Annotated in this window: 24 protein-coding genes and 1 pseudogene; 7 read left to right on the forward strand and 18 right to left on the reverse strand. The window is 57.9% G+C overall.

Features of this window, described 5'->3' with window-relative positions; all coding sequences use genetic code 11:
* Nucleotides 1-40 precede the first annotated feature (40 nt).
* Entirely contained in the window at nucleotides 41-532 is a 492-nt protein-coding gene (locus tag IB252_RS10080) for a GNAT family N-acetyltransferase (RefSeq protein WP_111450052.1), read from the forward strand.
* 48 nt (nucleotides 533-580) lie between these two features.
* Here the strand turns inward: IB252_RS10080 and IB252_RS10085 are convergent, their stop codons facing one another.
* From IB252_RS10085 to IB252_RS10100, 4 genes and pseudogenes are all read right to left on the reverse strand, one after another.
* The gene (locus IB252_RS10085; RefSeq protein WP_111450051.1) at nucleotides 581-784 is read right to left on the reverse strand and encodes a hypothetical protein; all 204 of its coding nucleotides are present in this window, start codon (nucleotides 782-784) and stop codon (nucleotides 581-583) included.
* 166 nt (nucleotides 785-950) lie between these two features.
* A pseudogene (locus IB252_RS10090) lies at nucleotides 951-1,185 on the reverse strand (TonB-dependent siderophore receptor); the annotation flags it as partial.
* Between the two features lie 164 nt (nucleotides 1,186-1,349).
* Complete coding sequence (locus IB252_RS10095; protein ID WP_192408387.1) at nucleotides 1,350-3,095, reverse strand: phosphoethanolamine transferase CptA; 1,746 nt, start codon at nucleotides 3,093-3,095, stop codon at nucleotides 1,350-1,352.
* 173 nt (nucleotides 3,096-3,268) lie between these two features.
* Nucleotides 3,269-3,451, reverse strand: a complete 183-nt coding sequence (locus IB252_RS10100; RefSeq protein WP_008149922.1) for a DUF6026 family protein — start codon at nucleotides 3,449-3,451, stop codon at nucleotides 3,269-3,271.
* 272 nt (nucleotides 3,452-3,723) lie between these two features.
* Here IB252_RS10100 and gnd point away from each other — a divergent pair, with 272 nt between their 5' ends.
* The 3 genes from gnd to IB252_RS10115 are packed head-to-tail and all read left to right on the forward strand — an operon-like array spanning nucleotide 3,724 to nucleotide 7,042.
* Nucleotides 3,724-4,704 (forward strand): phosphogluconate dehydrogenase (NAD(+)-dependent, decarboxylating), encoded by a 981-nt coding sequence (gene gnd / locus IB252_RS10105; RefSeq protein ID WP_046054127.1) that lies wholly within the window; start codon nucleotides 3,724-3,726, stop codon nucleotides 4,702-4,704.
* Nucleotides 4,701-6,224: a glucose-6-phosphate dehydrogenase gene (gene zwf, locus IB252_RS10110; RefSeq protein WP_192408388.1), complete on the forward strand. Its 1,524-nt coding sequence runs from the start codon at nucleotides 4,701-4,703 to the stop codon at nucleotides 6,222-6,224. The genes gnd and zwf overlap by 4 nt, the downstream gene beginning before the upstream one ends.
* The gene (locus IB252_RS10115; RefSeq protein WP_111450047.1) at nucleotides 6,221-7,042 is read left to right on the forward strand and encodes an HAD family hydrolase; all 822 of its coding nucleotides are present in this window, start codon (nucleotides 6,221-6,223) and stop codon (nucleotides 7,040-7,042) included. The genes zwf and IB252_RS10115 overlap by 4 nt, the downstream gene beginning before the upstream one ends.
* A gap of 115 nt (nucleotides 7,043-7,157) precedes the next feature.
* Here IB252_RS10115 and nhaB read toward each other — a convergent pair whose 3' ends face one another.
* From nhaB to IB252_RS10130, 3 genes are all read right to left on the reverse strand, one after another.
* Nucleotides 7,158-8,660 carry a sodium/proton antiporter NhaB gene (nhaB, locus tag IB252_RS10120; RefSeq protein ID WP_192408389.1) on the reverse strand — a complete coding sequence of 501 codons (1,503 nt, stop codon included), beginning with the start codon at nucleotides 8,658-8,660 and terminating at the stop codon, nucleotides 7,158-7,160.
* Between the two features lie 78 nt (nucleotides 8,661-8,738).
* Nucleotides 8,739-10,028: a hypothetical protein gene (locus IB252_RS10125; RefSeq protein ID WP_192408390.1), complete on the reverse strand. Its 1,290-nt coding sequence runs from the start codon at nucleotides 10,026-10,028 to the stop codon at nucleotides 8,739-8,741.
* A gap of 239 nt (nucleotides 10,029-10,267) precedes the next feature.
* On the reverse strand, nucleotides 10,268-10,537 hold the full coding sequence (locus IB252_RS10130; protein ID WP_008149930.1) for a hypothetical protein: 270 nt from the start codon (nucleotides 10,535-10,537) through the stop codon (nucleotides 10,268-10,270).
* Nucleotides 10,538-10,878: 341 nt separating this feature from the next.
* On the opposite strand from IB252_RS10130, the gene IB252_RS10135 reads away from it, so the two are divergent.
* The gene (locus IB252_RS10135; RefSeq protein WP_192408391.1) at nucleotides 10,879-12,204 is read left to right on the forward strand and encodes a sigma-54 dependent transcriptional regulator; all 1,326 of its coding nucleotides are present in this window, start codon (nucleotides 10,879-10,881) and stop codon (nucleotides 12,202-12,204) included.
* A gap of 56 nt (nucleotides 12,205-12,260) precedes the next feature.
* On the opposite strand, the gene IB252_RS10140 is transcribed toward IB252_RS10135, so the two are convergent.
* From IB252_RS10140 to IB252_RS10180, 9 genes are all read right to left on the reverse strand, one after another.
* Complete coding sequence (locus IB252_RS10140) at nucleotides 12,261-13,541, reverse strand: hypothetical protein (RefSeq protein WP_192408392.1); 1,281 nt, start codon at nucleotides 13,539-13,541, stop codon at nucleotides 12,261-12,263.
* A 47-nt stretch (nucleotides 13,542-13,588) separates the two neighbouring features.
* Nucleotides 13,589-14,329, reverse strand: coding sequence for a hypothetical protein (locus IB252_RS10145; protein WP_111450042.1), 741 nt, complete (start codon nucleotides 14,327-14,329; stop codon nucleotides 13,589-13,591).
* Nucleotides 14,330-14,363: 34 nt separating this feature from the next.
* The gene (locus IB252_RS10150) at nucleotides 14,364-15,044 is read right to left on the reverse strand and encodes a C39 family peptidase (RefSeq protein ID WP_111450041.1); all 681 of its coding nucleotides are present in this window, start codon (nucleotides 15,042-15,044) and stop codon (nucleotides 14,364-14,366) included.
* A 62-nt stretch (nucleotides 15,045-15,106) separates the two neighbouring features.
* Nucleotides 15,107-16,567 carry a heme utilization protein gene (locus IB252_RS10155; RefSeq protein ID WP_192408393.1) on the reverse strand — a complete coding sequence of 487 codons (1,461 nt, stop codon included), beginning with the start codon at nucleotides 16,565-16,567 and terminating at the stop codon, nucleotides 15,107-15,109.
* A gap of 51 nt (nucleotides 16,568-16,618) precedes the next feature.
* Nucleotides 16,619-17,191, reverse strand: a complete 573-nt coding sequence (locus IB252_RS10160) for an adhesin (RefSeq protein ID WP_111450039.1) — start codon at nucleotides 17,189-17,191, stop codon at nucleotides 16,619-16,621.
* Nucleotide 17,192: 1 nt separating this feature from the next.
* Complete coding sequence (locus IB252_RS10165; protein WP_192408394.1) at nucleotides 17,193-17,630, reverse strand: hypothetical protein; 438 nt, start codon at nucleotides 17,628-17,630, stop codon at nucleotides 17,193-17,195.
* A gap of 329 nt (nucleotides 17,631-17,959) precedes the next feature.
* Nucleotides 17,960-18,484, reverse strand: coding sequence for an AAA family ATPase (locus IB252_RS10170; protein ID WP_192408617.1), 525 nt, complete (start codon nucleotides 18,482-18,484; stop codon nucleotides 17,960-17,962).
* Nucleotides 18,481-19,044, reverse strand: coding sequence for a nicotinamide riboside transporter PnuC (gene pnuC, locus IB252_RS10175; protein WP_192408395.1), 564 nt, complete (start codon nucleotides 19,042-19,044; stop codon nucleotides 18,481-18,483). The genes IB252_RS10170 and pnuC overlap by 4 nt, the downstream gene beginning before the upstream one ends.
* 258 nt (nucleotides 19,045-19,302) lie before the next feature.
* Complete coding sequence (locus IB252_RS10180; protein ID WP_192408396.1) at nucleotides 19,303-20,937, reverse strand: methyl-accepting chemotaxis protein; 1,635 nt, start codon at nucleotides 20,935-20,937, stop codon at nucleotides 19,303-19,305.
* 294 nt (nucleotides 20,938-21,231) lie between these two features.
* Between IB252_RS10180 and IB252_RS10185 the strand changes: the two genes are divergently transcribed.
* Both IB252_RS10185 and IB252_RS10190 read left to right on the forward strand, forming a co-directional pair.
* On the forward strand, nucleotides 21,232-22,062 hold the full coding sequence (locus IB252_RS10185) for an undecaprenyl-diphosphate phosphatase (protein WP_111450034.1): 831 nt from the start codon (nucleotides 21,232-21,234) through the stop codon (nucleotides 22,060-22,062).
* Entirely contained in the window at nucleotides 22,059-22,487 is a 429-nt protein-coding gene (locus IB252_RS10190; RefSeq protein WP_192408397.1) for a DUF1294 domain-containing protein, read from the forward strand. Before IB252_RS10185 ends, IB252_RS10190 begins: the two co-directional genes overlap by 4 nt.
* Here the strand turns inward: IB252_RS10190 and IB252_RS10195 are convergent.
* The gene (locus tag IB252_RS10195; protein WP_111450032.1) at nucleotides 22,484-22,843 is read right to left on the reverse strand and encodes an MmcQ/YjbR family DNA-binding protein; all 360 of its coding nucleotides are present in this window, start codon (nucleotides 22,841-22,843) and stop codon (nucleotides 22,484-22,486) included. The two genes, IB252_RS10190 and IB252_RS10195, sit on opposite strands and share 4 nt — an antisense overlap.
* On the reverse strand, nucleotides 22,840-23,748 hold the full coding sequence (locus tag IB252_RS10200; protein WP_111450031.1) for a LysR substrate-binding domain-containing protein: 909 nt from the start codon (nucleotides 23,746-23,748) through the stop codon (nucleotides 22,840-22,842). The genes IB252_RS10195 and IB252_RS10200 overlap by 4 nt, the downstream gene beginning before the upstream one ends.
* Nucleotides 23,749-23,764: the final 16 nt, after the last annotated feature.

Here is a 23,764-nt window from a genome sequence, read left to right on the forward strand (position 1 = left end):
AGATGCACTGGGGCAACTTAATGTGTGAACGAGGGTGGAAATGGAATCCGCAGAAATTCTTGTGCTTCAGGCCAGTTACACCAATCCGGTGCATGCCGAGGCGATTGGGCTGGTGTTGAATGCTTACGCCGAAGACCCGATGGGTGGCGGCCACTCGTTGCCCGCCGACTTATTGAAGCAACTGCCGGCGGAACTGGCCAAGCGTCCCCACGCGTTCAGCGTTCTGGCGTTTGTCGGTGGCGAGCCGGCCGGGTTGGTCAATTGCTTTGAAGGTTTCTCGACTTTCGCCTGTCGGCCGTTGGTCAATGTGCACGATGTGGCGGTGGTGAAGAAGTTTCGCGGCTTGGGGTTGAGCCAGAAGATGCTGCAAAAGGTCGAGGACATCGCTCGCCAGCGCGGCTGCTGCAAAATCACGCTAGAGGTACTGGAAGGTAATGCAATCGCCCAGGCTTCCTATGGCAAGTTCGGTTTTGCTGCCGGCATGTTCGACCCGGCGCACGGTCGGATGCTGTTCTGGACCAAGGCGCTTTAAGGTCATACGAGCAATGAAAAAGGGCGTCCATCAGGACGCCCTTTGTCGTTACGGTTTGTAGTGCTCTGTCACTTGCGCGGTTTGATCACTCGGAACCCTGAGTTCAGCGGTGCTGGCGTGACTTTGATTCGCCGCTTGGCTGAGCCGCAGGCTCTCAAAGTAGTACCGCATGCGTTCGGCGCCACCTTCGGCGAATGCAGCGGTTGAACTGATCAGCATCAGGCCGGCGAGGATCATGGTTGTACGTTTCATGGTGTGCCCCACTACGAGTTGTCGGGTCCTTTCGTCCATGAAGCAATGTCGAAAAGACATTATCCGCCGATTCCGTCAAATGGGAATGACCTGCGCCTAGCGCTTCCAGTCCAGGCTCAGGGTCATCGTGCGCGGGTCACCCCAAAACACCGGCCGTCATGTTTCAGCCGGTCATGACCTCGCCCGAGACCTCGGCTTCGAAGCCCTGAACCTTGTTGCCTTTACCGCCTGACTTGAAGAACTCCTCACCGGTGACCGGGTCCGGTGGCACCGAATCATCGAGTTCAGCTAGGGCGTCCCCTGCTGGCATCGACGCTGCTCAGTTGCAGGTTGTTGTCGTATTTGTTGGTCTTGCTCGACACCTTCCAGCTGCCATAACGACTGCCGAGTACGGCGTGCAGGTAACCCACGGCCAACACGGTGAAAATTTCCGTTTGTTCAAAGACGAAGAGGGGAGGAGGGATTTAGTAGTTAACGAGAATTATTGTTATTTGTAAATATTCCGGAGAACGCAATCGCGCCATTGGCGCAGTAAAAAAGGGGCCGGAACCGGCCCCTGAAAGGATTACTTCTGAACGACTGCCGGGGTGCCTGGCGCCGCTTTGGGTTTCATCAAGCTGAAATCGATCAATGCCTTTTGCTCGCGCTCGTAAGGATTGCCGATCATCAATGGCCGTGGCTTGAAACTGTCGCTGACCACGCTCTTGCTGCGATCCAGTTCATCGAAGCTCAGACCCGCCAGATCAGCCCAGGTGTGGATCAGGTGCGAGCTGCTGTACGGCCGCCCCAGATCACCGGTAAAGCTCCAGTCATGGTGTTCGCGCCATTTCGGCGAGGCCCAGGCCATGAACGGAATGGTGTACATCGGCGCCGTCGGTTTGCTTTCGTTGCGCCCAAGGGTGCTGTGGCCAGGCGAGTCGAAAACGTCTTCACCGTGGTCGGAGAGGTACAGCAGGAAGCCGTTCGGATCTGACTTGGCGTAGTCCTTGATCAGGCTCGAGACCACGAAGTCGTTGTACAGCACCGCGTTGTCATAGCTGTTGTACGTCGGCACCTGTTCATCGCGCACACCCTCCGGAACGCCTTTGCGGTCCTTGAACTTATCGAAAGACGACGGATAACGGTATTGATAGCTCATGTGCGTGCCAAGCAAATGCACGACGATCAGCTTGCGCGGTGCAGCGTCGGCCAAGACCTTGTTGAACGGCTCGATCACGTCGCCATCGTACTGGGCGGCATTCTGATTGCGGTTGTTGTTCAGGTACACCTGCTCGTCGGCCTGCTCGGAGAAGGTCGTCAGCATGGTGTTGCGCTTGGTCATGGTCTGCTGGTTGGTGATCCAGAAGGTCTTGTAGCCGGCCTGTTTCATCATGCTGGCCAGCGACGGCGTCGACAGATACAGGTCCGGGTTTTCTTCGTCGGCGAAGGTCAGGACCTGCTGCAACGCCTCGATGGTGTAAGGGCGCGGGGTGATGACGTTATCGAAGACCGCCAGTTGATCCTTGAGCTTGTCCAGCTCCGGGGTGGTTTCCCGAGGGTAGCCGTAGAGGCTCATGCGCTGACGGTTGGTGGACTCGCCGATCACCAGCACCAGGGTCGCCGGCTGATTGGTCGTCGAATCTTTGAGATTGTGTAGCGGTGGAATCTTGCTGGCGCTATTGAGCATGTCTTGCATGCCGGCCAGGGTTTCGAGGTAGCGGTGATAGGCCACGGCCATCTGCCAAGGCACCGCGGGCTCGATGCGGGATTCGAATTTATCGAAACCGCCGGCAAGGTTGCCGATACGCGCGGTTTGCTTGATCAGAGGGTAACCGACGACAGCGACCAGAATGGCTGTTGCGGCTACCAGCGCCCGACCGCGAGGCATGTACACCGGGCGCAAGCGAGTCCAGAGGAAGTAAGCGAAAGCGGTGTGAGCGAGGAACGCCGCCACCATCCACCAGGCAAAGTACTGAGTCATGTACTCGCCCGCTTCAGAGACGTTCGACTCGAACATAATGAAGATGACGCTTTGGGAAAACTCCTGCTGATAGATGAAGAAGTAACCCAGACTGGCCATTGAGCAGGCCCACAGCACCACACCGATCAATGCAGCCATGACGCGTGTTTGTTTGGGGAACAACAGCATCGGCGCAAGCCAGATGGCGCTCATCACAAAAGCCTGGCGGAACCCGGTGAAGCCGGAGGTGCCTGTCAGTTGGATCAGCAGTTGGGTAATGCCGGAAAAATACCAGAAGAACAGGAACAGCCAGAGAAATCCTGTCCAGTCGAAACCATTCGCAGACGTATTGCTGCGTTTAAACAAAGCCATTCAGCGCTCCAGCCAAAAATCACTTCCCCGTCGGGACACCAATATCACCGACAAACGAGGGCGGCGGAGTATCAGGAAAGAAATGTGAAAACTTCGTGAGTGCAGGATTTGTCAAAAAGGGGGGATGGCAGGTCGGAAACAGCACTGGGCTGCTTCCGAAGCAAGCGAGGGGATCAGGCGTGAGGCACACGGTGGGTGACGGGCAAAGGCTGGGCCTGATTGCTTTGTGTCAACAAGCGCAATTGCGCGAGCTCCTGCTTCAACTGGTCACGCTCGTCTTTCAACTGGCGCAATTCATCACGACGAATCGTGACGTAAAGGGTTTGTGCTGGCCGTGCTGCTTGTACTGTGCCCATTGCTCACCTCGCAAATGGCTGCCTCAACTGTAAACCTGCCCCCGCCATCGGGTGCTGACTTACTATCGGCGGTGATTTTGATTTCTTTTGCCCCGGAAGGGAACTTTTTTATTTTTAATGGTCGTTGTGTCTTCGGCGCGATTACCGACGTTATCAATCTGGATCGGGCACAATGCCCGGAAACTATGTGCCAGCGCTCTGGACTAACCCTCATTAGTCGCGTTGGGCTATAACCTTTGACACACATTATTTGTAGTAGGGAGCATCAGAACATGCAACTCGGGATTATTGGACTGGGCCGCATGGGCGGAAATATTGCGCGGCGCCTGATGCTCAACGGGCATACCACCGTTGTTTACGACCGCAATACCGCCTTTGTCGACACCCTGGCCGCAGAAGGCGCCTCTGGCGTCATCGACCTGCCGGCGCTGGTCGCTGGCCTGGCCAAGCCACGTGCGGTGTGGGTCATGCTGCCAGCCGGCGCACCGACCGAAGACACCATCGACACCCTGAGCACCTTGCTCGAAGCGGGCGATACCATCATCGACGGCGGCAACACCTTCTATAAAGACGACATCCGCCGGGCGAAAACCCTCTCGGAGAAAGGCCTGCACTACGTCGACGTCGGCACCTCCGGCGGCGTCTGGGGCCTGGAGCGTGGTTACTGCATGATGATCGGTGGCGAAGCCGAGGTGGTTAAACGCCTTGATCCGCTGTTCGACAGCCTTGCACCAGGGCTGGGCGACATCCCTCGCACCAAGGACCGCAAGTCCGAAGACGATCGCGCCGAGCGCGGTTATATCCACGCAGGCCCGGCGGGTTCGGGCCATTTCGTGAAAATGATCCACAACGGCATCGAATACGGAATGATGCAGGCCTTCGCCGAAGGCTTCGACATCCTCAAGACCAAGGCCAGCACCAACCTGCCGGAAGACCAGCGTTTCGACCTGAACGTAGGCGACATCGCCGAAGTCTGGCGTCGTGGCAGCGTCGTGTCGTCCTGGTTGCTCGACCTGACCGCCGACGCGCTGGCCAGCGATCCGAAACTCGACGGTTACTCCGGGTCGGTCGCTGACAGTGGTGAAGGTCGCTGGACCATCGAAGCCGCCATGGAGCAATCGGTGCCTGTGCCGGTGCTGTCGAACTCGCTGTTCTCCCGCTACCGTTCGCGCGGGCAAGGCACCTTTGGCGACAAGATTCTCTCGGCCCAGCGCTTCGGCTTCGGCGGCCACGTGGAGACTTCGAAAAAATGACCCGCTTGATCCGCAATAAATCCAAGGCAGAACCCGCACCACCGACCACGCTGTTTCTGTTCGGTGCCCATGGTGACCTGGTCAAGCGTCTGCTGATGCCGGCGCTGTACAACCTGAGTCGTGACGGTCTGCTCGGGGATGGACTGCGGATCATCGGCGTTGACCATAACGCCATCACCGATGAAGCCTTTGCGAAAAAACTCGAAGACTTCATTCGGGCCGAAGTGGCCGCCAAGGTCGGCAAGGGCGATCAAGCCCTTGATCCGGACTTGTGGGCCAAGTTGGCCAAAGGCATCAGCTACGTCCAGGGCGACTTCCTGGACGACAGCACCTATCAAGCCCTGGCGGCGAAAATCGCCGCCAGCGGCACTGGCAACGCCGTCTTCTACCTGGCCACCGCGCCACGTTTCTTCAGCGAAGTGGTGCGCCGTCTCGGCGCCGCCGGCTTGCTGCAAGAGGCGCCGGAAGCGTTCAGAAGGGTAGTGATCGAAAAACCCTTCGGTTCCGATCTGCCAACGGCCGAAGCCTTGAACGCTTGTTTGCTCAAGGTGATGACGGAAAACCAGATCTACCGGATCGATCACTATCTGGGCAAGGAAACCGTGCAGAACATTTTGATCAGCCGGTTTTCAAACAGCCTGTTCGAAGCGTTCTGGAACAACCACTACATCGACCACGTACAAATCACCGCCGCCGAAACCGTAGGCGTGGAAACCCGTGGCAGTTTTTATGAACACACCGGCGCCTTGCGGGACATGGTGCCCAATCACCTGTTCCAGTTGCTGGCGATGGTGGCAATGGAGCCGCCGGCCGCCTTTGGCGCCGATGCGGTGCGCGGCGAGAAAGCCAAGGTGGTCGGCGCGATTCGCCCCTGGTCGGTGGAGGAAGCGCTGGTCAATTCGGTACGCGGCCAATACGCGCCCGGCGAAATCGACGGCAAGCCAATGCCGGGTTATCGCCAGGAAAACAACGTGGCGCCCGACAGCAATACCGAAACCTACGTCGCGCTAAAAGTTATGATCGACAACTGGCGCTGGGTCGGCGTGCCGTTTTACCTGCGCACCGGCAAGCGCATGAGCGTGCGCGATACCGAGATTGTCATCTGCTTCAAACCAGCGCCGTATGCACAGTTCCGCGATACCGAGGTCGATGAACTGCAACCGACCTATCTGCGCATCCAGATTCAACCCAACGAAGGCATGTGGTTCGACCTGCTGGCCAAACGGCCCGGTCCCGCCTTGAAAATGGCCAATATCGAACTGGGCTTTGCCTACAAGGATTTCTTTGAAATGCAGCCGTCCACCGGCTATGAAACCCTGATCTACGATTGCCTGACCGGCGATCAGACGCTGTTCCAGCGCGCCGACAACATCGAGAATGGCTGGCGCGCCGTACAGCCATTCCTCGACGCCTGGCAGCAGGACACGAGCGTGCAGAGCTATGCCGCTGGCGAAGACGGCCCACAGGCTGCAGACGATCTGCTGACTCGCGATGGTCGCGTCTGGCACGGCCTCGGATGAGTGATACAACGTCGCAACCCATCCGTTTTCTGCTCAGTGACATGGACGGCACCTTGTTGCTGCCCGATCACAGTCTCAGCCAACGCACTATCGAAGCGGTCCGTTCCTTGCGCGAGGCGGGCGTGTTGTTCAGCCTGGCCACCGGCCGTCCACCCAAAGCCATGTTGCAGCAAATTGAAGCCCTGGGCGTCGACTTGCCAACGGCAGCCTTCAATGGCGGCACCATCGTCAATCCGGACGGCAGTTTGCTGGTCGCACATTACCTGCCGGCCACGGCTGCGCTGACGGCATTGGCGCTGTTTGCCGACCGGCCGGACATTGAAATCTGGGTGTTCAGTGGTGGCGACTGGTTGCTGAAAGATCCGAACGGCCCAATGGTGCCTCGTGAACAGCACGGTCTGGGTTATCCGCCAGTGGTGGTCGAGAGTTTTGAGCCGTACCTGGAGCGCATCGACAAGATCGTCGCCACCAGCAACAACACGCAATTGTTGATTGAGCTGGAAGCGCTCCTGCTGCCCAAAGTGGAAGGCCAGGCACAGGTCTCCCGTTCACAGCCGATTTATCTGGACGTGACCGCGATGCAAGCCAACAAGGGGGCGGCGCTGGCGACACTGGCTGAATTTCTCGGTGTACCGCTGGAGCAGACTGCGGCGCTGGGCGATGGCGGCAACGACCCGGCGATGTTTCACCGCGCAGGCTTGTCGATCGCGATGGGGCAGTCAGAAGAGGCGGTGAAGCGCCAGGCGGACGTGGTGACGGGCGCCAACACCGAGGACGGTGCGGCCCAGGCAATCGAGCGCTACATCCTCCCTCGATAACCACACAAAACCCTGTAGGAGCAAAGCTTGCTCGCGATGACGGCATTACAGTCAACATCAGTGTTGAACATGACGGCCTCATCGCGAGCAAGCTTTGCTCCTACAACAGGTGGGTTTACAGCCAGAAACTCACTGCATACCAGCCAAGAACACCCATCACCACGGTGTACGGCAACGCCATCCACACCATCCGCCCGTACGACAGGCGAATCAGCGGTGCAATCGCCGAGGTCAGCAGAAACAGAAACGCAGCCTGACCATTGGGCGTCGCCACGCTCGGCAGGTTGGTGCCGGTGTTGATCGCAATCGCCAGCGTCTCGAAATGCTCACGGCTCATGTGGCCGGAGATGAAGGCCTGTTTGACTTCGGTGATGTAAATGGTCGCGACGAACACGTTATCGCTGATGGCCGACAGCAAGCCGTTGGCGATAAACAGCATGCCCGGCTGTTGATCCGCTGGTAGCGCCAGCACCCATTGAATCAGTGGCGTGAACAGTTGCTGATCGTGAATCACCGCCACCACCGCGAAAAACACCACCAGCAGCGCTGTGAATGGCATGGCGTCCTTGAACGCGTTGCCGATACGGTGCTCGTCGGTGATGCCAGTGAAGGCGGTGATCAGCACGATCACCATCAAGCCGATCAGGCCGACCTCAGCAATGTGGAACGCCAACCCCGCAATCAGAATCAGCGCTGCCAATCCCTGCACGATGAGCGCTGCACGTTGACGCGAGGTGCGTTCGGCATTGTCTTCGGCGGCGTAATTGGCCAGAACCGCACGCACGTTGTCCGGCAACAGCGTGCCGTAACCGAACCAGCGAAGTTTCTCCAGCAGGACGCAGGTCACCAGGCCTGCCACCAGGACCGGCAATGACACCGGGGCGACTTTCAGAAAGAACTCAGAGAAGTGCCAGCCCATCTCGTGGCCGATCAGCAGGTTCTGTGGCTCACCGACCAATGTGCAAACTCCGCCCAGCGCGGTACCCACGGCACCGTGCATCAGCAGACTGCGCAGAAAGGCGCGGAATTGTTCGAGGTCGGCGTGATGGAGTGTGGGCAGGTGCTGGTCATCGCCAAACTCGCTGTCTTGACGCGGATCGTTGCCCGAGGCGACGCGGTGATACACCGAGTAAAAGCCGACGGCTGCACTGATGATCACAGCGGTCACGGTCAAGGCATCGAGAAACGCCGACAGAAACGCCGACAGGAAGCAGAACAGCAACGCCAGCAGCGCCTTGGAGCGAATCCCGAGCAACAGCCGTGAGAACAGAAACAGCAGCAGGTCTTTCATGAAATAGATGCCGGCCACCATGAACATCAGCAGCAGGATCACCGGGAAGTTGTGCACCAGCTCGTCGTAGAGTGCCTGGGGCGTGGTCATCTTCAACAACAGTGCTTCGATTAGCAGCAGGCCACCGGGCATCAACGGATAACACTTGAGCGCCATGGCCAGGGTGAAGATGAACTCCAGCACCAGCAGCCAGCCGGCCACCACCGGGCCTACAGTCCACAGCGCCACTGCATTGAGAATCAGGAAGCCGACAATGCTTGCCTTGTACCAGCGGGGTGAATGCCCGAGAAAATTGTGCGCGAACGCCTGAGCCATTGAACCGGGCATCGGCTACTCCTTGTATTAAGAAGCGCGCAACTTGCCGTAAGCAGAAGGGAAGATCAAGTGTAGGAAAACTATGCGGGCCTACCCGAGATAGCGTGCGACGACCGCTCGATAGTTGCCGTCCAGTGAATAACCTCCGACGACGATGTTTCCATCGGCCTGCATGGCCACTGAAGTCGCGGTATCCAGGCTGCGGCCAAGGCGGGTGCGAACCCAGCCGATGCCATTGCCGAAGTTGCGATCGAGTTTTCCGTTGGGCAGATGCCGCGCCAGAATAAAATCCGCTTCGACGCCGCCGATCGTGGCTCCGACTGTGACCACGCTGCCGTCCGGCAGTGCTTTTGCGTCGGTCCACTGGCAGCCACTGTGACCGATTTCCAGCAATCGGGCCTGGCCTCCATTGCAATGAATGTCCGGGCGGCCGTTGCTGTGTACTTTCAGTGCCAGGCAATGCATCGGGTCGCGGCTGCTGCCAAAACACTGCACATCGCCATTTTCGTGTTGGACGATCTGGCTGACCTGAGCGCTATACCCCCGTGCCTTGAAGGTCATGAAACCGTCCACGGCGAAACAATCGTCGAGCCTGCCGTCGATGTGATAGCGGGCCAGCAGGCCTTCTTCAGGGAAGTTGATCGACCCGCCCACCAGGATCCGGCCGTCTCGTTGCACCATCAGGCTGCTGAGCCAGGTGTTCATCAACAAGTGCCTGACAATCACGAAGCCACGACCGTTGAAGGTGTTGTCCAAAGAGCCGTCGGTGTTGAGCCGAATCAGCATGCCGACATGATCGGACAGCTCGAAGTGATGATTGGCCTGCAGCAGGATTCGACCATCCTCCTGGACGCAGACATCACAGGCTTCAGCGCCCGGTATGCCGGGGGGGAGCCAGGTGTCACGCACGCCTTGGGAAAGATCGCCCGGCAGGCGCACGACGCAACGGCCATTGTCGCCAAACCATTGAGCCGGCCGACCCTGCTGATCAAACAGGGCGAGGGCGGGCAGTGTCCGGTGAGCATTTTCGTAGTGCAGCCCGGCCACCAGAATGTGCCCGTCGGGCAGTACGTGGACTTTGCCGGCCATGGCCTCGAAGCCGTGTTGAAATTGCCCGATGACGCTGCCTTGATTGCCGAACGCCAGATCCGCCGAGCCGTCCTCGAGCAAGCGAGCCAGGCCGAAGCGACTGCCGCCTGGCGTTCCGACCTTGGCCGCGACTAACAGCCTGCCACGTGAATCAATCGCGACCCCGTTGGCCATGCTTGAGAGGCTGCCAGCGAAATACACCTGGGTTTTGCCCGACGAGGCAAAGGTTGTATCGAGTTTCCCGGCGTCACTCAGGGTTGCCGGTATTGCAAACGCGGTCTGGATTGACATGCACGCAGCTCCTTGCGAGTCGTCCTGAACCGAGAGTTTGGGTGGCGACTGTATAAGGAAACATTCAATCCCTGAACGACTGAATGCACAACTGTCATAACTAACAGGCGGAGGGTCGCTGTGTGCCAGAACAGTGTCTTTTCGATCCACTGACAAGCCTGCCAAGTAGTTAGGCGTGTGCAGTTTCGAATAATTATCGGGGGAGGGCGCGGGTTACCGTTGGGTAACCCGCAAAATGTTTAGTGTGGCATCGACCACGATTGGAGTTTGTAACCCTCCTCGCTCAATTCCGCACGCGCCGCTTCAAGCAGGCATTCAAGTTGCGCAGGATCGGTATAGGCACTGCTTGGGATCTGCTTGCGGCCGATGCTGCGGGTGTTGGTGCGATCGATAACGGTCAGGCTGAGTTCGCCATTGCCGTCTTGTGGGGCCCAGGCCACGCATTGGAACGGTTGGAATGCGCGGTCGGCAATCAAAAGAGCTTCGTTGATGCGGAGCGGGGCGTTCATGGGTTTTTCTCTCTGTATGCCCAATCAAGTGATGTGCCGTCGGTTGGGCTTACCGATCGGCTGGTTACTTGTACTGATGCCCGCAACCGGGGGGCGGGTCACATACAATTAAAAGAAATATCAACTTTCTTTCATTGGCTCAAGGTTCGGACAGGATTTGAAAGCTGAATGAAAGGAAGGACTCATTAGGTAACTGACTAAACGCTTCTTATAACTAATAACGCAACCGTTCTATAGTCAAACGGTACAAGGCCGCGTCAAATTATTGCTAACGTTACATCCAGATCCGCCAAACGACTGTTTTTAATAATATTTCATAAATTTGGCGCCAAGGAACAGTCATGATCGAAGTGCCTGCCTTACGACGTCTGTTAGTAGTGGACCCTTGCGACGACTGTTACCGTCTGCTGCCGGGTTTGCGCTCTGCGGGTTGGGACGTTGAGAGCTGCACCCTGGAAAACGTTGCCAACAAAACCTGCGATGTCGGCCTATTGCGTTTGCAGCCTTTTCAACTCGAACACCCGGAAGCCGTCAAAGAGCTGATCAGCCGTAGCGGTACCGAGTGGATCGCCGTACTCAACCAGGAAGTCCTGCGATTGCAAAATGTCGGGGACTTTGTCTGCGAATGGTTCTTCGATTTCCATACCTTGCCATTCGATGTGTCCCGGGTTCAGGTGACGCTGGGCCGCGCGTTCGGAATGGCCCGCCTGCGTGGGCAGGGCACGGTTCACATTGATCAGCCTGAACACGAGCTGCTTGGCGACAGCAAACCGATTCGCGAACTGCGCAAGTTGCTGAGCAAGCTGGCGCCCACCGAGTCTCCGGTATTGATCCGTGGTGAAAGCGGTACCGGTAAAGAACTGGTCGCCCGCACGCTCCATCGACAATCCCAACGTCACAGCAAACCCTTTGTCGCGATCAATTGCGGCGCAATTCCCGAACACTTGATCCAGTCCGAACTGTTTGGCCACGAGAAGGGTGCTTTTACGGGCGCCCATCAACGCAAGATCGGGCGGATCGAAGCGGCTAACGGCGGCACGCTGTTTCTCGACGAAATCGGTGATCTGCCCCTGGAACTGCAGGCCAACCTGCTGCGTTTCCTCCAGGAAAAGCACATCGAGCGGGTGGGCGGCAGCCAGCCGATTCCCGTGGATGTGCGGGTGTTGGCCGCGACCCATGTCGACCTTGAGGCCGCGATCGAGAAAAAACGCTTTCGTGAAGATCTTTATTACCGCCTGAACGTGTTGCAGGTCGCGACCGCGCCCCTGCGTGAGCGCAATGGTGATCTGTCGATGCTGGCCAGCCACTTTTCCCATTTCTACAGCCATGAAACCGGCCGACGTCCGCGCAGCTTCAGTGAAGACGCCTTGATTGCCATGGGTAAGCATGACTGGCCGGGCAATGTGCGCGAGCTGGCCAACCGGGTACGTCGCGGGCTGGTACTGGCCGAAGGCCGGCAGATCGAAGCGCGAGACCTGGGGCTGATTAGACCGCAGGCCATTGCCGCGCCGATAGGCACACTGGAAGACTACAAGCACCGGGCAGAGCGTCAGGCTTTGTACGATGTACTTAACCGCCACAGCGATAATTTGAGTATCGCCGCCAAGGTGCTGGGGATATCCAGACCTACCTTCTACCGTTTGTTGCACAAGCATCAGATACGTTGAGCGATTGCAGGATCAAAAAAACCCGCCGAAAAAGCGGGTTTTTTGTGGGTGGCGGATTAGAAGTAGTACGGGAATTTCAGGCTGAAGGAAAAGTCTGGCGAGTCGTCGGTCAGGCCGATGGCCAGGTTGGGAACGATCGTCAGGTTATTGGTTGCTGCCAGGGTCATGCCGATGTTGAAGTTGGCCGAGTTGTAATCGCTGTTGGTAATCGACTGCCAATCGCCACCGTCCGGCTTGATTTTGCTCTTGCGGGCGAACTGGTCGGTGAACGAGAACGACATACTCATCTTCTCGTTCAAGGCGAATGCAATGCCGCCGCCGACCTGCCAGGAATTGCCCAGTTTCACGTCCCCGGGCACCTTGGAGTTGACCTGAGGGCTGATGTCGCTGAAAGAGTCTTCAAGGTTGTAGGTGTAGGCCAGGCTGCCGAACAGCACGGCCGGGTCGAAGGTCTTGACCAGCGAGATACCCGGGGTGATCGACCAGACACCGTTGCCGGTTGGCAAGTCCTCAGGTACCGAGAGGTTATCGTTGTCCGATTCCTGGACCAGCTTGATGCCGTATGGATCCTTACCGGTCGGCGCCTTGACGCGCAGTGTAACGACCGCATCGGGCAGGTTGACCGACTCATCCAGAAACTTGTAAGCAACACCAAAGTTCACATCGCCGATGGTCGGGTCGCGGGTAACGGTGGCGTCCGACGTCACCGGTCCTGCGCCACCGGCGCCACCGGAGGAATACGTTGATTCGCGATAAACCACAGGAACGTTAATGTCGAACTGCCAGCGTTGTCCTGTGTTGTAGCGGGCGGTCAGGTCCAGGGTCCAGTTATCAGCCTTGATGCGGTCGATATCAATGTTGCCAAGAAAAATCGAGTCCAGTGCCAGAAAGCCATTGAGCGTCAGCGCACGGGTATCGTAGTGCGTGTAGGTCACGCCGGTTTCGAAGCTGAACTTGCCGCCACCGAAGAAGCCGCTGGCTTCGTCATACAGGTTGGAAACGCTTTGTGCAGGCTCCGAGTCATCCTTGAGCGATTGGCCATATGAACTGCCTGTGGTTCCCGGCGCACCGGCGGCCAACGACTGGCCACCCTTGGGCGTTTCGGCGGGGGATTTGGTCAGGCGTTTGGGAGGCGGTGTCGCAGGTGTTTCTTCGACTTGGCGAACGCGTTGCTCGAGTACCATCAGCGCGTTCTGTTGTGCTTCGTAACGCTGTTTCAACTCCATGAGTTCTTGTTTTAGTAACTCGACCTGGGGGTCCGGTGCTGCGTATAGCAGTGTCGCCGGGGCCAGGCTACTCAAACAAACGATGGTTCTGAACGTCAACGATCGGTGCATGGGTTAGCCGTCCCTTTCTGACTTCATCTGATGAAACTGAGCGTAGATCAGAATCCTTGGGTGCGAAGACCTTTGAGCTGGTCCAGATTGCCGTTCAGCGAACCGCCTGTCGCCACGTTGTCACGCAGCACGACATTGAGGGACGTCAGGTTGCGGACCTGGTTGCCACCGCCGAGCAAAGTTGTGTTTTGCATCAGTCCACCCTGGGCGAGACGTTGTACGGTACTGCCCTGATTGTTGTTGGCCACGATGTTGAGTTGCACACCGTTACGGGTCGAGGTGATGCTCAGCGCGCCCGCGCCATTAGCGTCGGCCAACGTCGAACCTGCGGTCAATGCCTGGCCCTGCTGTTGCGTTGTTGGTGCCTGGTCAGCCCGTGTAACGTTGATATCAACGTTGTTGTAGGCAGTGTTATGGTCGCCGGCAGCACGCACGACTTGAGTGACGCCTTCGGTGCTGTTGAGGCCGCTGCCGCCAGTGACGGTGCCGGTGCCTTGCGAACTCGCTGAGCCATTACCTTTTTCATTGATGATCGACACATAAAACTGTGGCTGGATGGTCGATTGTTGAATTTGCATCGAGGAAGTCGCCCCGATCACTTCACCGTTGGCGTTTTGCCAAGTGCTGGTCATGACAATGCCAAAACTGATGATCCGTCCCGGCATGACATAGCGGCCTCGCAGGGTTGCCAGTTCGTGATCGTTAAGTTCAATGGGTTTGAACATCTGTGCCTGGGTCGGCAGGCTGGCGGCCAGGCAAACCACGGCCAGCCAGATTGGAGTCTTCATTGGAATGCTCCCGGAGCGTCGTGCTCCCTTGTTATTAGAAGAAGTCACTCTGGATGAATCCGAAATCCATCAACTCTGCGTCTTGCACCGGGCTGAAGGTGTTGATGCGGTTCTTGGCGGTCAGCGGCAGGGGCGGGTCGAGCAACGCGTTGGCTTTGTCGTAGCCCTGGCCGATGACGGCAAAGATGATGCCGTTCCAGCCTTTTACAAAGTCTTCGACTTTGTAACGTTTATGACCGAGTACCGGATCTCCGATATATACCCAGCCGTTATGAACTCGTTGCATGACCACAAAGTGTTTGTAGCCACGGATATCCATGAGTACCACAACCGGAATTCTGATCTCGCTCAACGTTTGCGTCGCTACCCGGTAACCACGGGCGCGCATGCCGAGACTTTCCACGTAGCGCTTCATGTCGAGCATGGAAAAGCCCTGGACGCGGACAAGATCCTGATCGGAGTGTGCCAGCATGCCTTCGATGATTTGTTCTTCGTTCACGTCCAGCCAATAGGCTTGGCGCAATATCGTCGCCAGCGCAGCTGCGCCGCAACTGAAGTCGGTTTTCTGTTGCACCAGGTCGGCAAATTTACGCTCGCGTATGCTCTGGATCGGCTTATATACCAACGCGCCGCCCGGCAGGACGGCAAGCGGCAGTTGTGCAGCCTCGATCACACTGGCCACGCAAAGCAAAATTGCCAAGGCGATAATGCGCATAGTGGGATGCCTTCTGGTGTGTTGAAAAAAGGCCCCCGTAAGGGGGCCTCAAGAGACAACAATTAGAACGACTGGTTGGCAATGGACAGCGAGTTGCTTTGTTGGTTACCCACACCGGCAGCCACGTTGACGCCCAGGTTGCCACTGCCACCATTCACCGAACCACTCAGGGTTGCAGTGTTGGTCACAGGGTTAGCCCAGCCAGTTGGAGTCAGCACTTGATAGGAGTAGGTGTTGCTCAAATCAAATGAGCTGCTTTCACTGAAGCTTCCCGCTTTTGCGAACTCGGATTCGGACGATTTACTGCCCGATTTTTCGAACGAGGAGGCGTTCGATTTCTCGAACGACTTATCGAACGATTTTGCGAACGAGGAATCGCGCGATTTGTCGTACGAGGATTCGTGAGATCTGTCGTACGAGGAGTCGCGAGATCTGTCGAACGAGGAATCGCGCGATTTGTCGAACGATTTATCTACCGATACGCTAAGCGTTGCGTCAAGCGATGCGGTAAGCGATGCGTCGGAACTCCTGCTGCGGGTGCGATCGCCATTGCCATTATTGACGGTAGTGGAATGGGAAGCCGCCGCAGCAGCGTCCAAAGTAGCGCTCAAGGAAGCATCCAAGGATGCACTCGAAGAACCGCTTGCACTGCTGCTGTTGGAACCGCTCGCAGAACTGCTGTTAGAACCGCTCGCAGAACTGCTGTTGGAACCGCTCGCATTGCTGCTCTTCGAACCGCTTATATCGACGCTAAGAGAACCGCTGGAATTAGAGCTCTTGGCACCGGCCGCGGCCCAGCTCGAAGAAGCGCTTTGACTGCCGCTAACATCGAATGACTTATCTTTAGAGAAACTACCGCTGGCGGTTTTGGTCACCGTAAGCGTATCGACGCGGTAGGTACGATCAGCGTTGTTATTCACTGTCAGGCCAGGACTGCTTTGATCGGCAGAGGCGCTGGCTGATGCGTTACCCAACGGAGCATTGGAGTTGGCAATTGCCATGGTGTTTTTCTGTTGGTTGAGGTCGCCGCCAGCAATGTTGATCCCCATATTGCCGCTGCTGCCATCGCCCGATCCACTCATCACGGCAGAGTTTGTGACGCCGTAGTTCCAGACCTTGTTGTTGTTGCTGTATTGAGTGACTCGAGAACTGGCGTCGGCATTGCCGAACACGAAGCTGTTATCGAGGCTGGAGGTGGAGCCAGCGTTTGCGATGGCGGCCGCGTTGTCTTGTTGGTTGCCGGCGCCTGCTGCCACGTTGACGCCGACGTTGCCGCTCGCGCCTGAGGCAGAGCTGCTCATCTCGGCGGAGTTCTCAGTCCCTTCGTTGTAGATGCGGTTGCCGGTATTGGTCTGCTTGTCGTGCGCAGTGGCCGTCGCGTCGGTATGGATCCATGTTGGAGGAGGAGTGTGGTGACCGTTGTGATGGTGACCACGCCGATCGTTCTGTCCAGCTTGTGCAGCAACAGCCAAGACCGCAGCGATTGCAAAAACCAGAGGTTTTATTGCCATCGAAGGTTTCATGGTGGTTCTCCGTACTTATTTTAGGTTAAGTGTTGTACCTACCTGTTTGGGTCAGTCCGTGACCCGTACGCTCAGGGTATTGGCCGTTCGGTTTCCCACCCCGGCGCTCTGATTCAACTGGATCACCCCACGGCTACCGGTGAAGGCCTGATCGCTGGTAGCGACCTGGCGATAGCCTGGTGCAGAGTCAGTTGGATCGGAGTTGGTGATCAGCGTCACGTTCTGTTGCCTGAGGACGCTGTCGTCGATGCTTTGCGGCTGTGTGCCAATGCTTATCCGCAGGGCATTGGCTTGCTGGTTGCTGGCGCCCGCGCTCTGGTTGACACCCAGGACGCCGTTACCGTGGCTGAAGGAGTTGCCTTGAATGCTGGACCGGGCATCGATCCTGGGGTCGACCACCGTACGCAGCCGTTGGCGAATCTGTGTGGTCGCGCTGGCTCCATGGCCAACGGCGATGGCCCGGGCGTTCGCCTGCTGCTGCAGGTCGCCGGCAGCCTGATTGACCCCGAGGTTGCCCTGGTACTGGGCGCCCGAACCGTCGATGTTGGCGTTATCGATGACGGGGGATTGGGCGAAGGTCGATGCACTGCAAAACATGGCGATAATCAGCAGGGTACGATTCATCTTAACGGTCTCCCGTTATGACTTTCAGAGCACCCAGGCCTTGCTGGACGCTTGAATTGACCATGTTGGCAATACCGCCGCCAGCATTTCCCGAACGTCCAGCGGGGAGGTTGGAAAGCTGGCTCTGGTTGCTGATATTGCCGCCCAGGTTGTTGGTGTTTTGAGTGACCAGGCGGGAGATGCCTGCACCACTGGCGACACCGGCAAAGTCGCCGTCGCTCAATTCGTTCGTTTGACTGATGATCTGTTTGGACGGGTTGGCATTGGCGGTCGTGGGGCTAGGATCGGGCATCACCGGCGCACGCGTTGCCATGCGCGGCTGGACATCCCTTTTGATAATAATGATGCCGTTGTCAGCCTGTACCGGCATGCAGACAATCGAGCCCAGTGCACATCCGATCAGCAGGAGGCTAAAAAAGTTGTTATCAGGTTTCCCCACGGCGGCAATTCCTTCTGTGAGTGGAGCGCTGGCCCTTATCAGCGTTGCGAGGAAGAGAGCAGAAGGTGTGCCGGTTTTTGTTTTTCTTTTGAAAACAGGTGGTTGGATTTAATTGTCGAGGTAGTCAAAAAATTGTGTAACGCCACTGAGACAGGGCCACGCAAAAACGCCGTCGAGGGTGGCGGTATTGCTCGCTAAGGGCGCTGAAGGCAGGTTGTATCAGAGGCGTAACATTTTCTTGCAGGAGTGCTTGAGCCGCTTTAGCTCGGGAGTTTGCGCAGGGGTAGATGTTTCAGGAATGGACATTTTCGGCAGGGCGCGGGGGGCTGTCAGGTCGTGAGCAAGTGCGTCACAGCGTCGAATGCCGCGTCCTTGCGTTGTTGCCAATCACCTTGCAGCACCTGGCAAGGCCTGTGGTGCAGGTCAAGCCATTGGCGGCTGGCCTGGAAAAATGCCTGGCGTTCTGCCAGTTGCGGTTGGCAACGCTGCCCGTCGTCATGCCAGGCCACGGTTTCAGGGCTCAGCAGCAAATGCAGGTCGTAGTGCCGTGCCAGCAATGCTTGCTCGATCCATGTCGGACAAGCGCCAAACAAGGTCTGGCTCCAGAGGATGTTACTCAGCAAGTGAGTGTCGAGAATCAGCAAATGCGGTTGCCGGGCGCGTGCCTCGTCCTCCCATCTCAGCTGGCCATGTGCTATTGATGCAATGTCATCGTAGCAGGTTTCGCGGGCTTCGCTTTCGATGAAGTGCCTAACGTACTCACCGACCAATATGCCGCCAAAATTGGCGTGAATCTCACTCGAAAGCCAGCTTTTGCCGCTGGATTCCGGCCCTGCCAGCACCAGCACCTTCATGTACGCAACGCCGGATCGGCCCGCCATTCTCGCCAGCCTTGCACGGCAATCAGGGCGAACAGCGCGTAGAGCCCGGCGGTCAGGTACAGACCTTTGTAGATAAACAGCCCGACGAAGATCACATCCAGGGTGATCCACAGCGGCCAGCATTGAACGCGTTTTTGCGCCATCCATAACTGCGCCACCAGGCTGAAGCCAGTGAGTGCCGCATCGAGCCAGGGTTGTGCGGCATCGGTCCAGTTCGCCATTGCAGCGCCCAGCAACAGACTGCCGACCGCGCCAATGATCAGACCGATAGCAACCGATTTACCGTCGAGCAGGCTGACCTGCCGACCTTGGTGTGCGTCACCCGCATGCGTCCACTGCCACCAGCCATAGAGCTGCAATGCGGCGTAGATCACCTGCAGGAGCATGTCCGAGTAGAGCTTCACCTCAAAAAAGATCCAGCTATAAAGCAGCACCATGACCAGACCGATCGGCCAGCACCAGGGGTTCTGTTTGACCGTCAACCAGACGGCAATGACACCGAGGGCGGCGGCAAACAGTTCAAGCCCGGACATGGAGGTACCTTGGGAAAATCGAAGAGGGGGCGGATTGTAACGGCAGGCGCTGCCAAGTAGAACCGGCGTACACACACTGTGTAGTAGCTGCCAAGCCTGTGGCGAGGGGATTTAGCGAAACGTCGCACCGCCCCGTTCGGCGGCGAAGCCGTCGTAATCCATTGGACGCGGTGTGGCTGGAAAAACAGGGGCCGCTTCGCAGCCCAACGGGGATAAATCCCCTCGCCACAGGCTTGGCAGCTGCTACAGGGACTGTCGTTACACCCGGAACTGCTTGAGCAGCCCGTTCAACTGCTCACTCAATTCCTTCAGGTGAACGCTGGCCACGCTCGACTGTTCAGCCGCCAGCGCCGTGCTGTGGGACAAACCGGCGGCCTGGGTGACGTTCTGGTTGATGTCCTCGACCACATGCGCCTGTTGCAAGGTCGCGCTGGCGATGGAGGCGTTCAAGCCGTTGAGGTTGCGCAGCGCCTGGGCAATGGCATTCAGGCTTGCGCCGGCCAGGCCGGCCTGCTCGATGGTCAACTGCGATGCACGGCTGCTGTCGCCGATCACTTTGACCGCTGCTTCGGAGTGGCTTTGCAGGCGTTCGATCATCGACTGGATCTCGGCCGTGGACTTCTGGGTGCGCTGGGCCAGCAGTCGCACTTCATCGGCCACCACCGCAAAACCGCGACCTTGCTCGCCGGCCCGGGCAGCTTCGATGGCCGCGTTGAGGGCCAGCAGGTTGGTTTGCTCGGCGATGGAACGGATGACTTCGAGAACGCTGCCGATCTGCGTGCTTTCGGCGGCCAGGGTACGAATGACTTCCACCGCTTGATCGATGGTGGAGGACAGCTTGTCGATCTGTTGCAGGCTGCCATCGATGTTGACCTGACCTTGCTGCGCCTGAGACTCGGCATCGCGCATTTCGCTGGCGGCGTGCTCGGCGTTTTTCGCGACGTCGTGTACGCCATACGTCACTTCATTGATTGCCGTGGCCACCAGTTCCATTTGCTGGGATTGTTGCTGACTGCGTTGCTGGGCCTGGGCGGCGTCGTTGCCCAGTTCACTGGAAGACTGGCCCAGGGCACTGGCGGACACTTGCAGTTCTTTGATCACCAATCGCAGCTTGGCGGTGAAGGCGTTGAAGTGGCGTGCCAGTTGCGTGACTTCATCCTGGCCATGGGTATCGAGGCTGTGAGTCAGGTCGCTTTCGCCGCTGGCGATGTTGGCCATGGCGTTCACGGTTTCCTGCAGTGGACGCACGATACTGCGGGCAATCAGGATGACCAGCAGCGCCATGATCAGGGCAATCACCAGCCCCACGAACGAGGCCTTCCACACCTGGCCATAGAACTCGGCCTGCATGTCATCGATGTACACGCCCGAACCGATCACCCAACCCCAGGGCTCGAAGAGTTTGATGTAGGAGGTTTTCTCTACCGGCGCGCTGGCGCCCGGTTTCGGCCAGCGATAGTCGACGGTGCCGGCACCCTTGGTCTTGGCGACGGCGACCATTTCGTTAAACAGGGCAAAACCGTCGGGGTCGCGGATCGCCGAGAGGTTCTGGCCATCGAGTTTCGGGTTGGCCGGGTGCATGATCATCACCGGCGTCAGGTCATTGATCCAGAAGTAGTCATTCTGGTCATAGCGCAGGCCACGAACGGCGCTCAGTGCCTGCTTCTGTGCGGCGTCGCGGGTGAGGGTGCCGGCAGTTTCGAGGTCGTGGTAATAGGTCAGAATACCGCTGGCGGTTTGCACCACATGCTGGGTTTTCTGAGCCTTGGCGTGGTACAGGTCATCGTGAATCTGCTTGAGCATCAAGACGCCCAACGTCAATAGCATCAGGACGGCCACGATCAAGATGAGCCACAAACGTCGGCTGATCGACATACTGCGCAAGCTGTTCATAACGCTGTCACTCCGGTTTCTTTTTCTTGTAATAAATGATCGCCAGCATCCAACCACACTTTGCCAATCGGTCATATCCGACCCAAGTCCAATTACGCGGCAGCGTTAATCAGACTTGTCTGATAGGATTTCGGCCCCGCATGGAAAAACCTGAATCCCAGTCGATTTTTCACGGAATTTTTATGGTTCCGTCTGGATTCTATGCGCGCGGCGCAGCAGCGACGCTGACCGCAATCAACGTTCTGAAAAAATATTTACGGGGCATGCCTTGGCGCAATGCTTCTTGGGGGATTGATGGATCTTTGGACTGCCTTTTCGGCATTGATTCTTGGGGTTGTAGAAGGGCTGACGGAGTTTTTGCCGATTTCCAGTACCGGCCACCAGATCATCGTGGCTGACCTGCTCAACTTCGGTGGCGAGCGGGCCATCGCTTTCAACATTATTATTCAGCTGGGGGCGATTCTGGCGGTGGTGTGGGAGTTCCGCCGCAAGATCATCGATGTGGTGACCGGTTTGCCAACGCAGCCCGGCGCTCGCCGCTTTACTGCAAACCTGTTGATTGCTTTCATGCCGGCCGTGGTATTGGGGGTGATTTTTTCCGATTTGATCCACGAGTACCTGTTCAACCCGATCACCGTTGCGACGGCGTTGGTTGTGGGCGGGATCATCATGTTGTGGGCCGAAAAGCGTCAGCATGAAGTGCATGCCGAAACCGTTGATGAGATCACGTGGAAAGACGCCCTGAAAGTCGGCTTCGCCCAGTGCCTGGCGATGATTCCCGGGACCTCACGCTCCGGCTCGACGATCATTGGTGGCTTGTTGTTCGGGCTGTCGCGCAAGACCGCTACCGAGTTCTCGTTCTTTCTGGCGATGCCGACCATGGTCGCTGCGGCGGTTTATTCGGGCTTCAAATACCGCCACCTGTTCGTCCCGTCGGATTTTCCGGTGTTCGCGATCGGCTTCGTCACGGCGTTCATCTTCGCGATGATTGCCGTCAGAGCCTTGCTCGTGTTCATCGGCAGCCACAGCTATGCGGCGTTTGCCTGGTATCGCATCGCGTTTGGCCTGGTCATCCTGGCCACCTGGCAGTTCGGCTGGGTTGACTGGACTGCGGTCAAGCCATGAATGACGCCAGTGCGCGCAACAACCCTGGGCGCAAGCCCGCAGGAGAGGTTCGCAATCTCCAGCTGAAACTGTTGCTGTTTGCGGTCCTGTGCGCGCTGCCGTTGTTTGGCTCGATGTCGTTGTGGCTGCGCGGGGTTTCCGTGATTCCCCTGGCGGCTTACGGGGTCGTCAGCCTGCTGGCGTTCTTGCTGTACTGGAGCGACAAGCGCAAGGCGCGCGCCGACCATTGGCGCATACCGGAGAACGTGTTGCATGCGGTGGAACTCGCCGGAGGCTGGCCGGGCGCTTTACTGGCCCAGCAGCTGTTTCGGCACAAGACGCGCAAGCTCTCGTTTCAGTTGGTGTTCTGGATCATCGTGCTGATGCATCAGGTGTTCTGGATCGACCAGCTGTTTCTCGGCGCCCATCTGTTCGCGCTGCTTTAAAGCAGCAGTCCGACCTGGGTGCGCTTGGGCAACTTGCTCACCACCAATTGATGGGAACGCTGCAACAAGCCTTGCAGCTCTTCAGGGCCCAACGGGTAGGGCGTTTCCATGATGATCCACTGAGCCCGCGCCAGATACGGCGCCGGGCGGATTCCCGGGCGGTCGCAATGACCGAGAAACACGTCCTTGTCGACCTTGAAGGCCAGGGATTCGCCCCGCAGATTCTGCAAGGCAAACATCTTGTTCCCGGCAATCGAAAACACCCGCACGCCACCCCACTTGTAGTCTTCCCGCGCGCCCGGCAGCGCGAGACAGAATTGCGCGACATCCTCTTCGCTCATACGTCCAGCCTTCATATCAGTCGGTCCCCGCAGGCATTGAATGATTCGATCAAATGGTCGAGCCAGGCGCGTACGGCCGGCATCACCCCGCGCCGATGAGGGTAGACCGCTTGCAGCCAGCCGCCAGGCAACGACCAGTCGGGCAGCAGCTGCACCAGCGTGCCGTTTTCCAGTTCCTGCTCGCAATACATCATCGGCAGCATGGTAAAACCCTGGCCGGCGAGGGTGCAGGCCTTGCGCACGATAAAGTCATCGATGCCCAATCGCGCCTCGAGAGTGAGATCGCAGCTTTTGCCCTGTTGGTCGAGCATGCGGATATGCACCAGGCGATCGGCTTCCAGGGCGCCGAGCACGGGCAGGTTTTTCAAGTCTTCGGGGTGGTTGATTTCACGGCCGTGCAAAAATCCGGGGCTGGCGACCATCGCCATCTGCGCCTGGCGCAAACGTCGGGTGACCAGCAGCGGATCCTCATCGCCCAACTCACGCACCCGCAGCGCCACATCGACGCCCTCGGTCACCAGGTCGACGCGGCGGTTGAGTAACATGACCTCCAGTTGAACATGAGGATATTTCTCAAGGAAATCGCTGATCACTGTCGGCAGAATTTCGTGGGCCAGCCCGACGGGGCAAGACACGCGCAAACGCCCGCGAGGTTCACTCGACATGCTGGCGACGGCTTCATCGGCCATCTCGGCTTCCAGCAGCATTGCCTGACAGTGCCGCAAGTAACGCTCACCCACGGCGGTCAGCTTCAGTTGTCGGGTGGTGCGTTGCAGCAGGCGCGCGCCAAGGCGTTCTTCCAGTTCGGCAATGCGCCGCGACAACCGCGACTTGGGAATTCCGAGCAAACGCCCGGCTGCGGCAAAGCCATCGGCTTCAACCACCTTGGCGAAGTAGTAGAGATCATTGAGGTCTTGCATGGTGGACGCTCGATTG

The organism is Pseudomonas sp. PDM10 (assembly GCF_014852295.1).
GTDB lineage: Bacteria > Pseudomonadota > Gammaproteobacteria > Pseudomonadales > Pseudomonadaceae > Aquipseudomonas.

Bases quoted from the DNA above. Each gene is read 5' to 3' on its own strand.
- IB252_RS10080 (WP_111450052.1), top strand. From the start codon at position 41: ATGGAATCCGCAGAAATTCTTGTGCTTCAGGCCAGTTACACCAATCCG.
- IB252_RS10085 (WP_111450051.1), bottom strand. From the start codon at position 784: ATGAAACGTACAACCATGATCCTCGCCGGCCTGATGCTGATCAGTTCA.
- IB252_RS10095 (WP_192408387.1), bottom strand. From the start codon at position 3,095: ATGGCTTTGTTTAAACGCAGCAATACGTCTGCGAATGGTTTCGACTGG.
- IB252_RS10100 (WP_008149922.1), bottom strand. From the start codon at position 3,451: ATGGGCACAGTACAAGCAGCACGGCCAGCACAAACCCTTTACGTCACG.
- gnd (WP_046054127.1), top strand. From the start codon at position 3,724: ATGCAACTCGGGATTATTGGACTGGGCCGCATGGGCGGAAATATTGCG.
- zwf (WP_192408388.1), top strand. From the start codon at position 4,701: ATGACCCGCTTGATCCGCAATAAATCCAAGGCAGAACCCGCACCACCG.
- IB252_RS10115 (WP_111450047.1), top strand. From the start codon at position 6,221: ATGAGTGATACAACGTCGCAACCCATCCGTTTTCTGCTCAGTGACATG.
- nhaB (WP_192408389.1), bottom strand. From the start codon at position 8,660: ATGCCCGGTTCAATGGCTCAGGCGTTCGCGCACAATTTTCTCGGGCAT.
- IB252_RS10125 (WP_192408390.1), bottom strand. From the start codon at position 10,028: ATGTCAATCCAGACCGCGTTTGCAATACCGGCAACCCTGAGTGACGCC.
- IB252_RS10130 (WP_008149930.1), bottom strand. From the start codon at position 10,537: ATGAACGCCCCGCTCCGCATCAACGAAGCTCTTTTGATTGCCGACCGC.
- IB252_RS10135 (WP_192408391.1), top strand. From the start codon at position 10,879: ATGATCGAAGTGCCTGCCTTACGACGTCTGTTAGTAGTGGACCCTTGC.
- IB252_RS10140 (WP_192408392.1), bottom strand. From the start codon at position 13,541: ATGCACCGATCGTTGACGTTCAGAACCATCGTTTGTTTGAGTAGCCTG.
- IB252_RS10145 (WP_111450042.1), bottom strand. From the start codon at position 14,329: ATGAAGACTCCAATCTGGCTGGCCGTGGTTTGCCTGGCCGCCAGCCTG.
- IB252_RS10150 (WP_111450041.1), bottom strand. From the start codon at position 15,044: ATGCGCATTATCGCCTTGGCAATTTTGCTTTGCGTGGCCAGTGTGATC.
- IB252_RS10155 (WP_192408393.1), bottom strand. From the start codon at position 16,567: ATGAAACCTTCGATGGCAATAAAACCTCTGGTTTTTGCAATCGCTGCG.
- IB252_RS10160 (WP_111450039.1), bottom strand. From the start codon at position 17,191: ATGAATCGTACCCTGCTGATTATCGCCATGTTTTGCAGTGCATCGACC.
- IB252_RS10170 (WP_192408617.1), bottom strand. From the start codon at position 18,484: ATGAAGGTGCTGGTGCTGGCAGGGCCGGAATCCAGCGGCAAAAGCTGG.
- pnuC (WP_192408395.1), bottom strand. From the start codon at position 19,044: ATGTCCGGGCTTGAACTGTTTGCCGCCGCCCTCGGTGTCATTGCCGTC.
- IB252_RS10180 (WP_192408396.1), bottom strand. From the start codon at position 20,937: ATGAACAGCTTGCGCAGTATGTCGATCAGCCGACGTTTGTGGCTCATC.
- IB252_RS10185 (WP_111450034.1), top strand. From the start codon at position 21,232: ATGGATCTTTGGACTGCCTTTTCGGCATTGATTCTTGGGGTTGTAGAA.
- IB252_RS10190 (WP_192408397.1), top strand. From the start codon at position 22,059: ATGAATGACGCCAGTGCGCGCAACAACCCTGGGCGCAAGCCCGCAGGA.
- IB252_RS10195 (WP_111450032.1), bottom strand. From the start codon at position 22,843: ATGAAGGCTGGACGTATGAGCGAAGAGGATGTCGCGCAATTCTGTCTC.
- IB252_RS10200 (WP_111450031.1), bottom strand. From the start codon at position 23,748: ATGCAAGACCTCAATGATCTCTACTACTTCGCCAAGGTGGTTGAAGCC.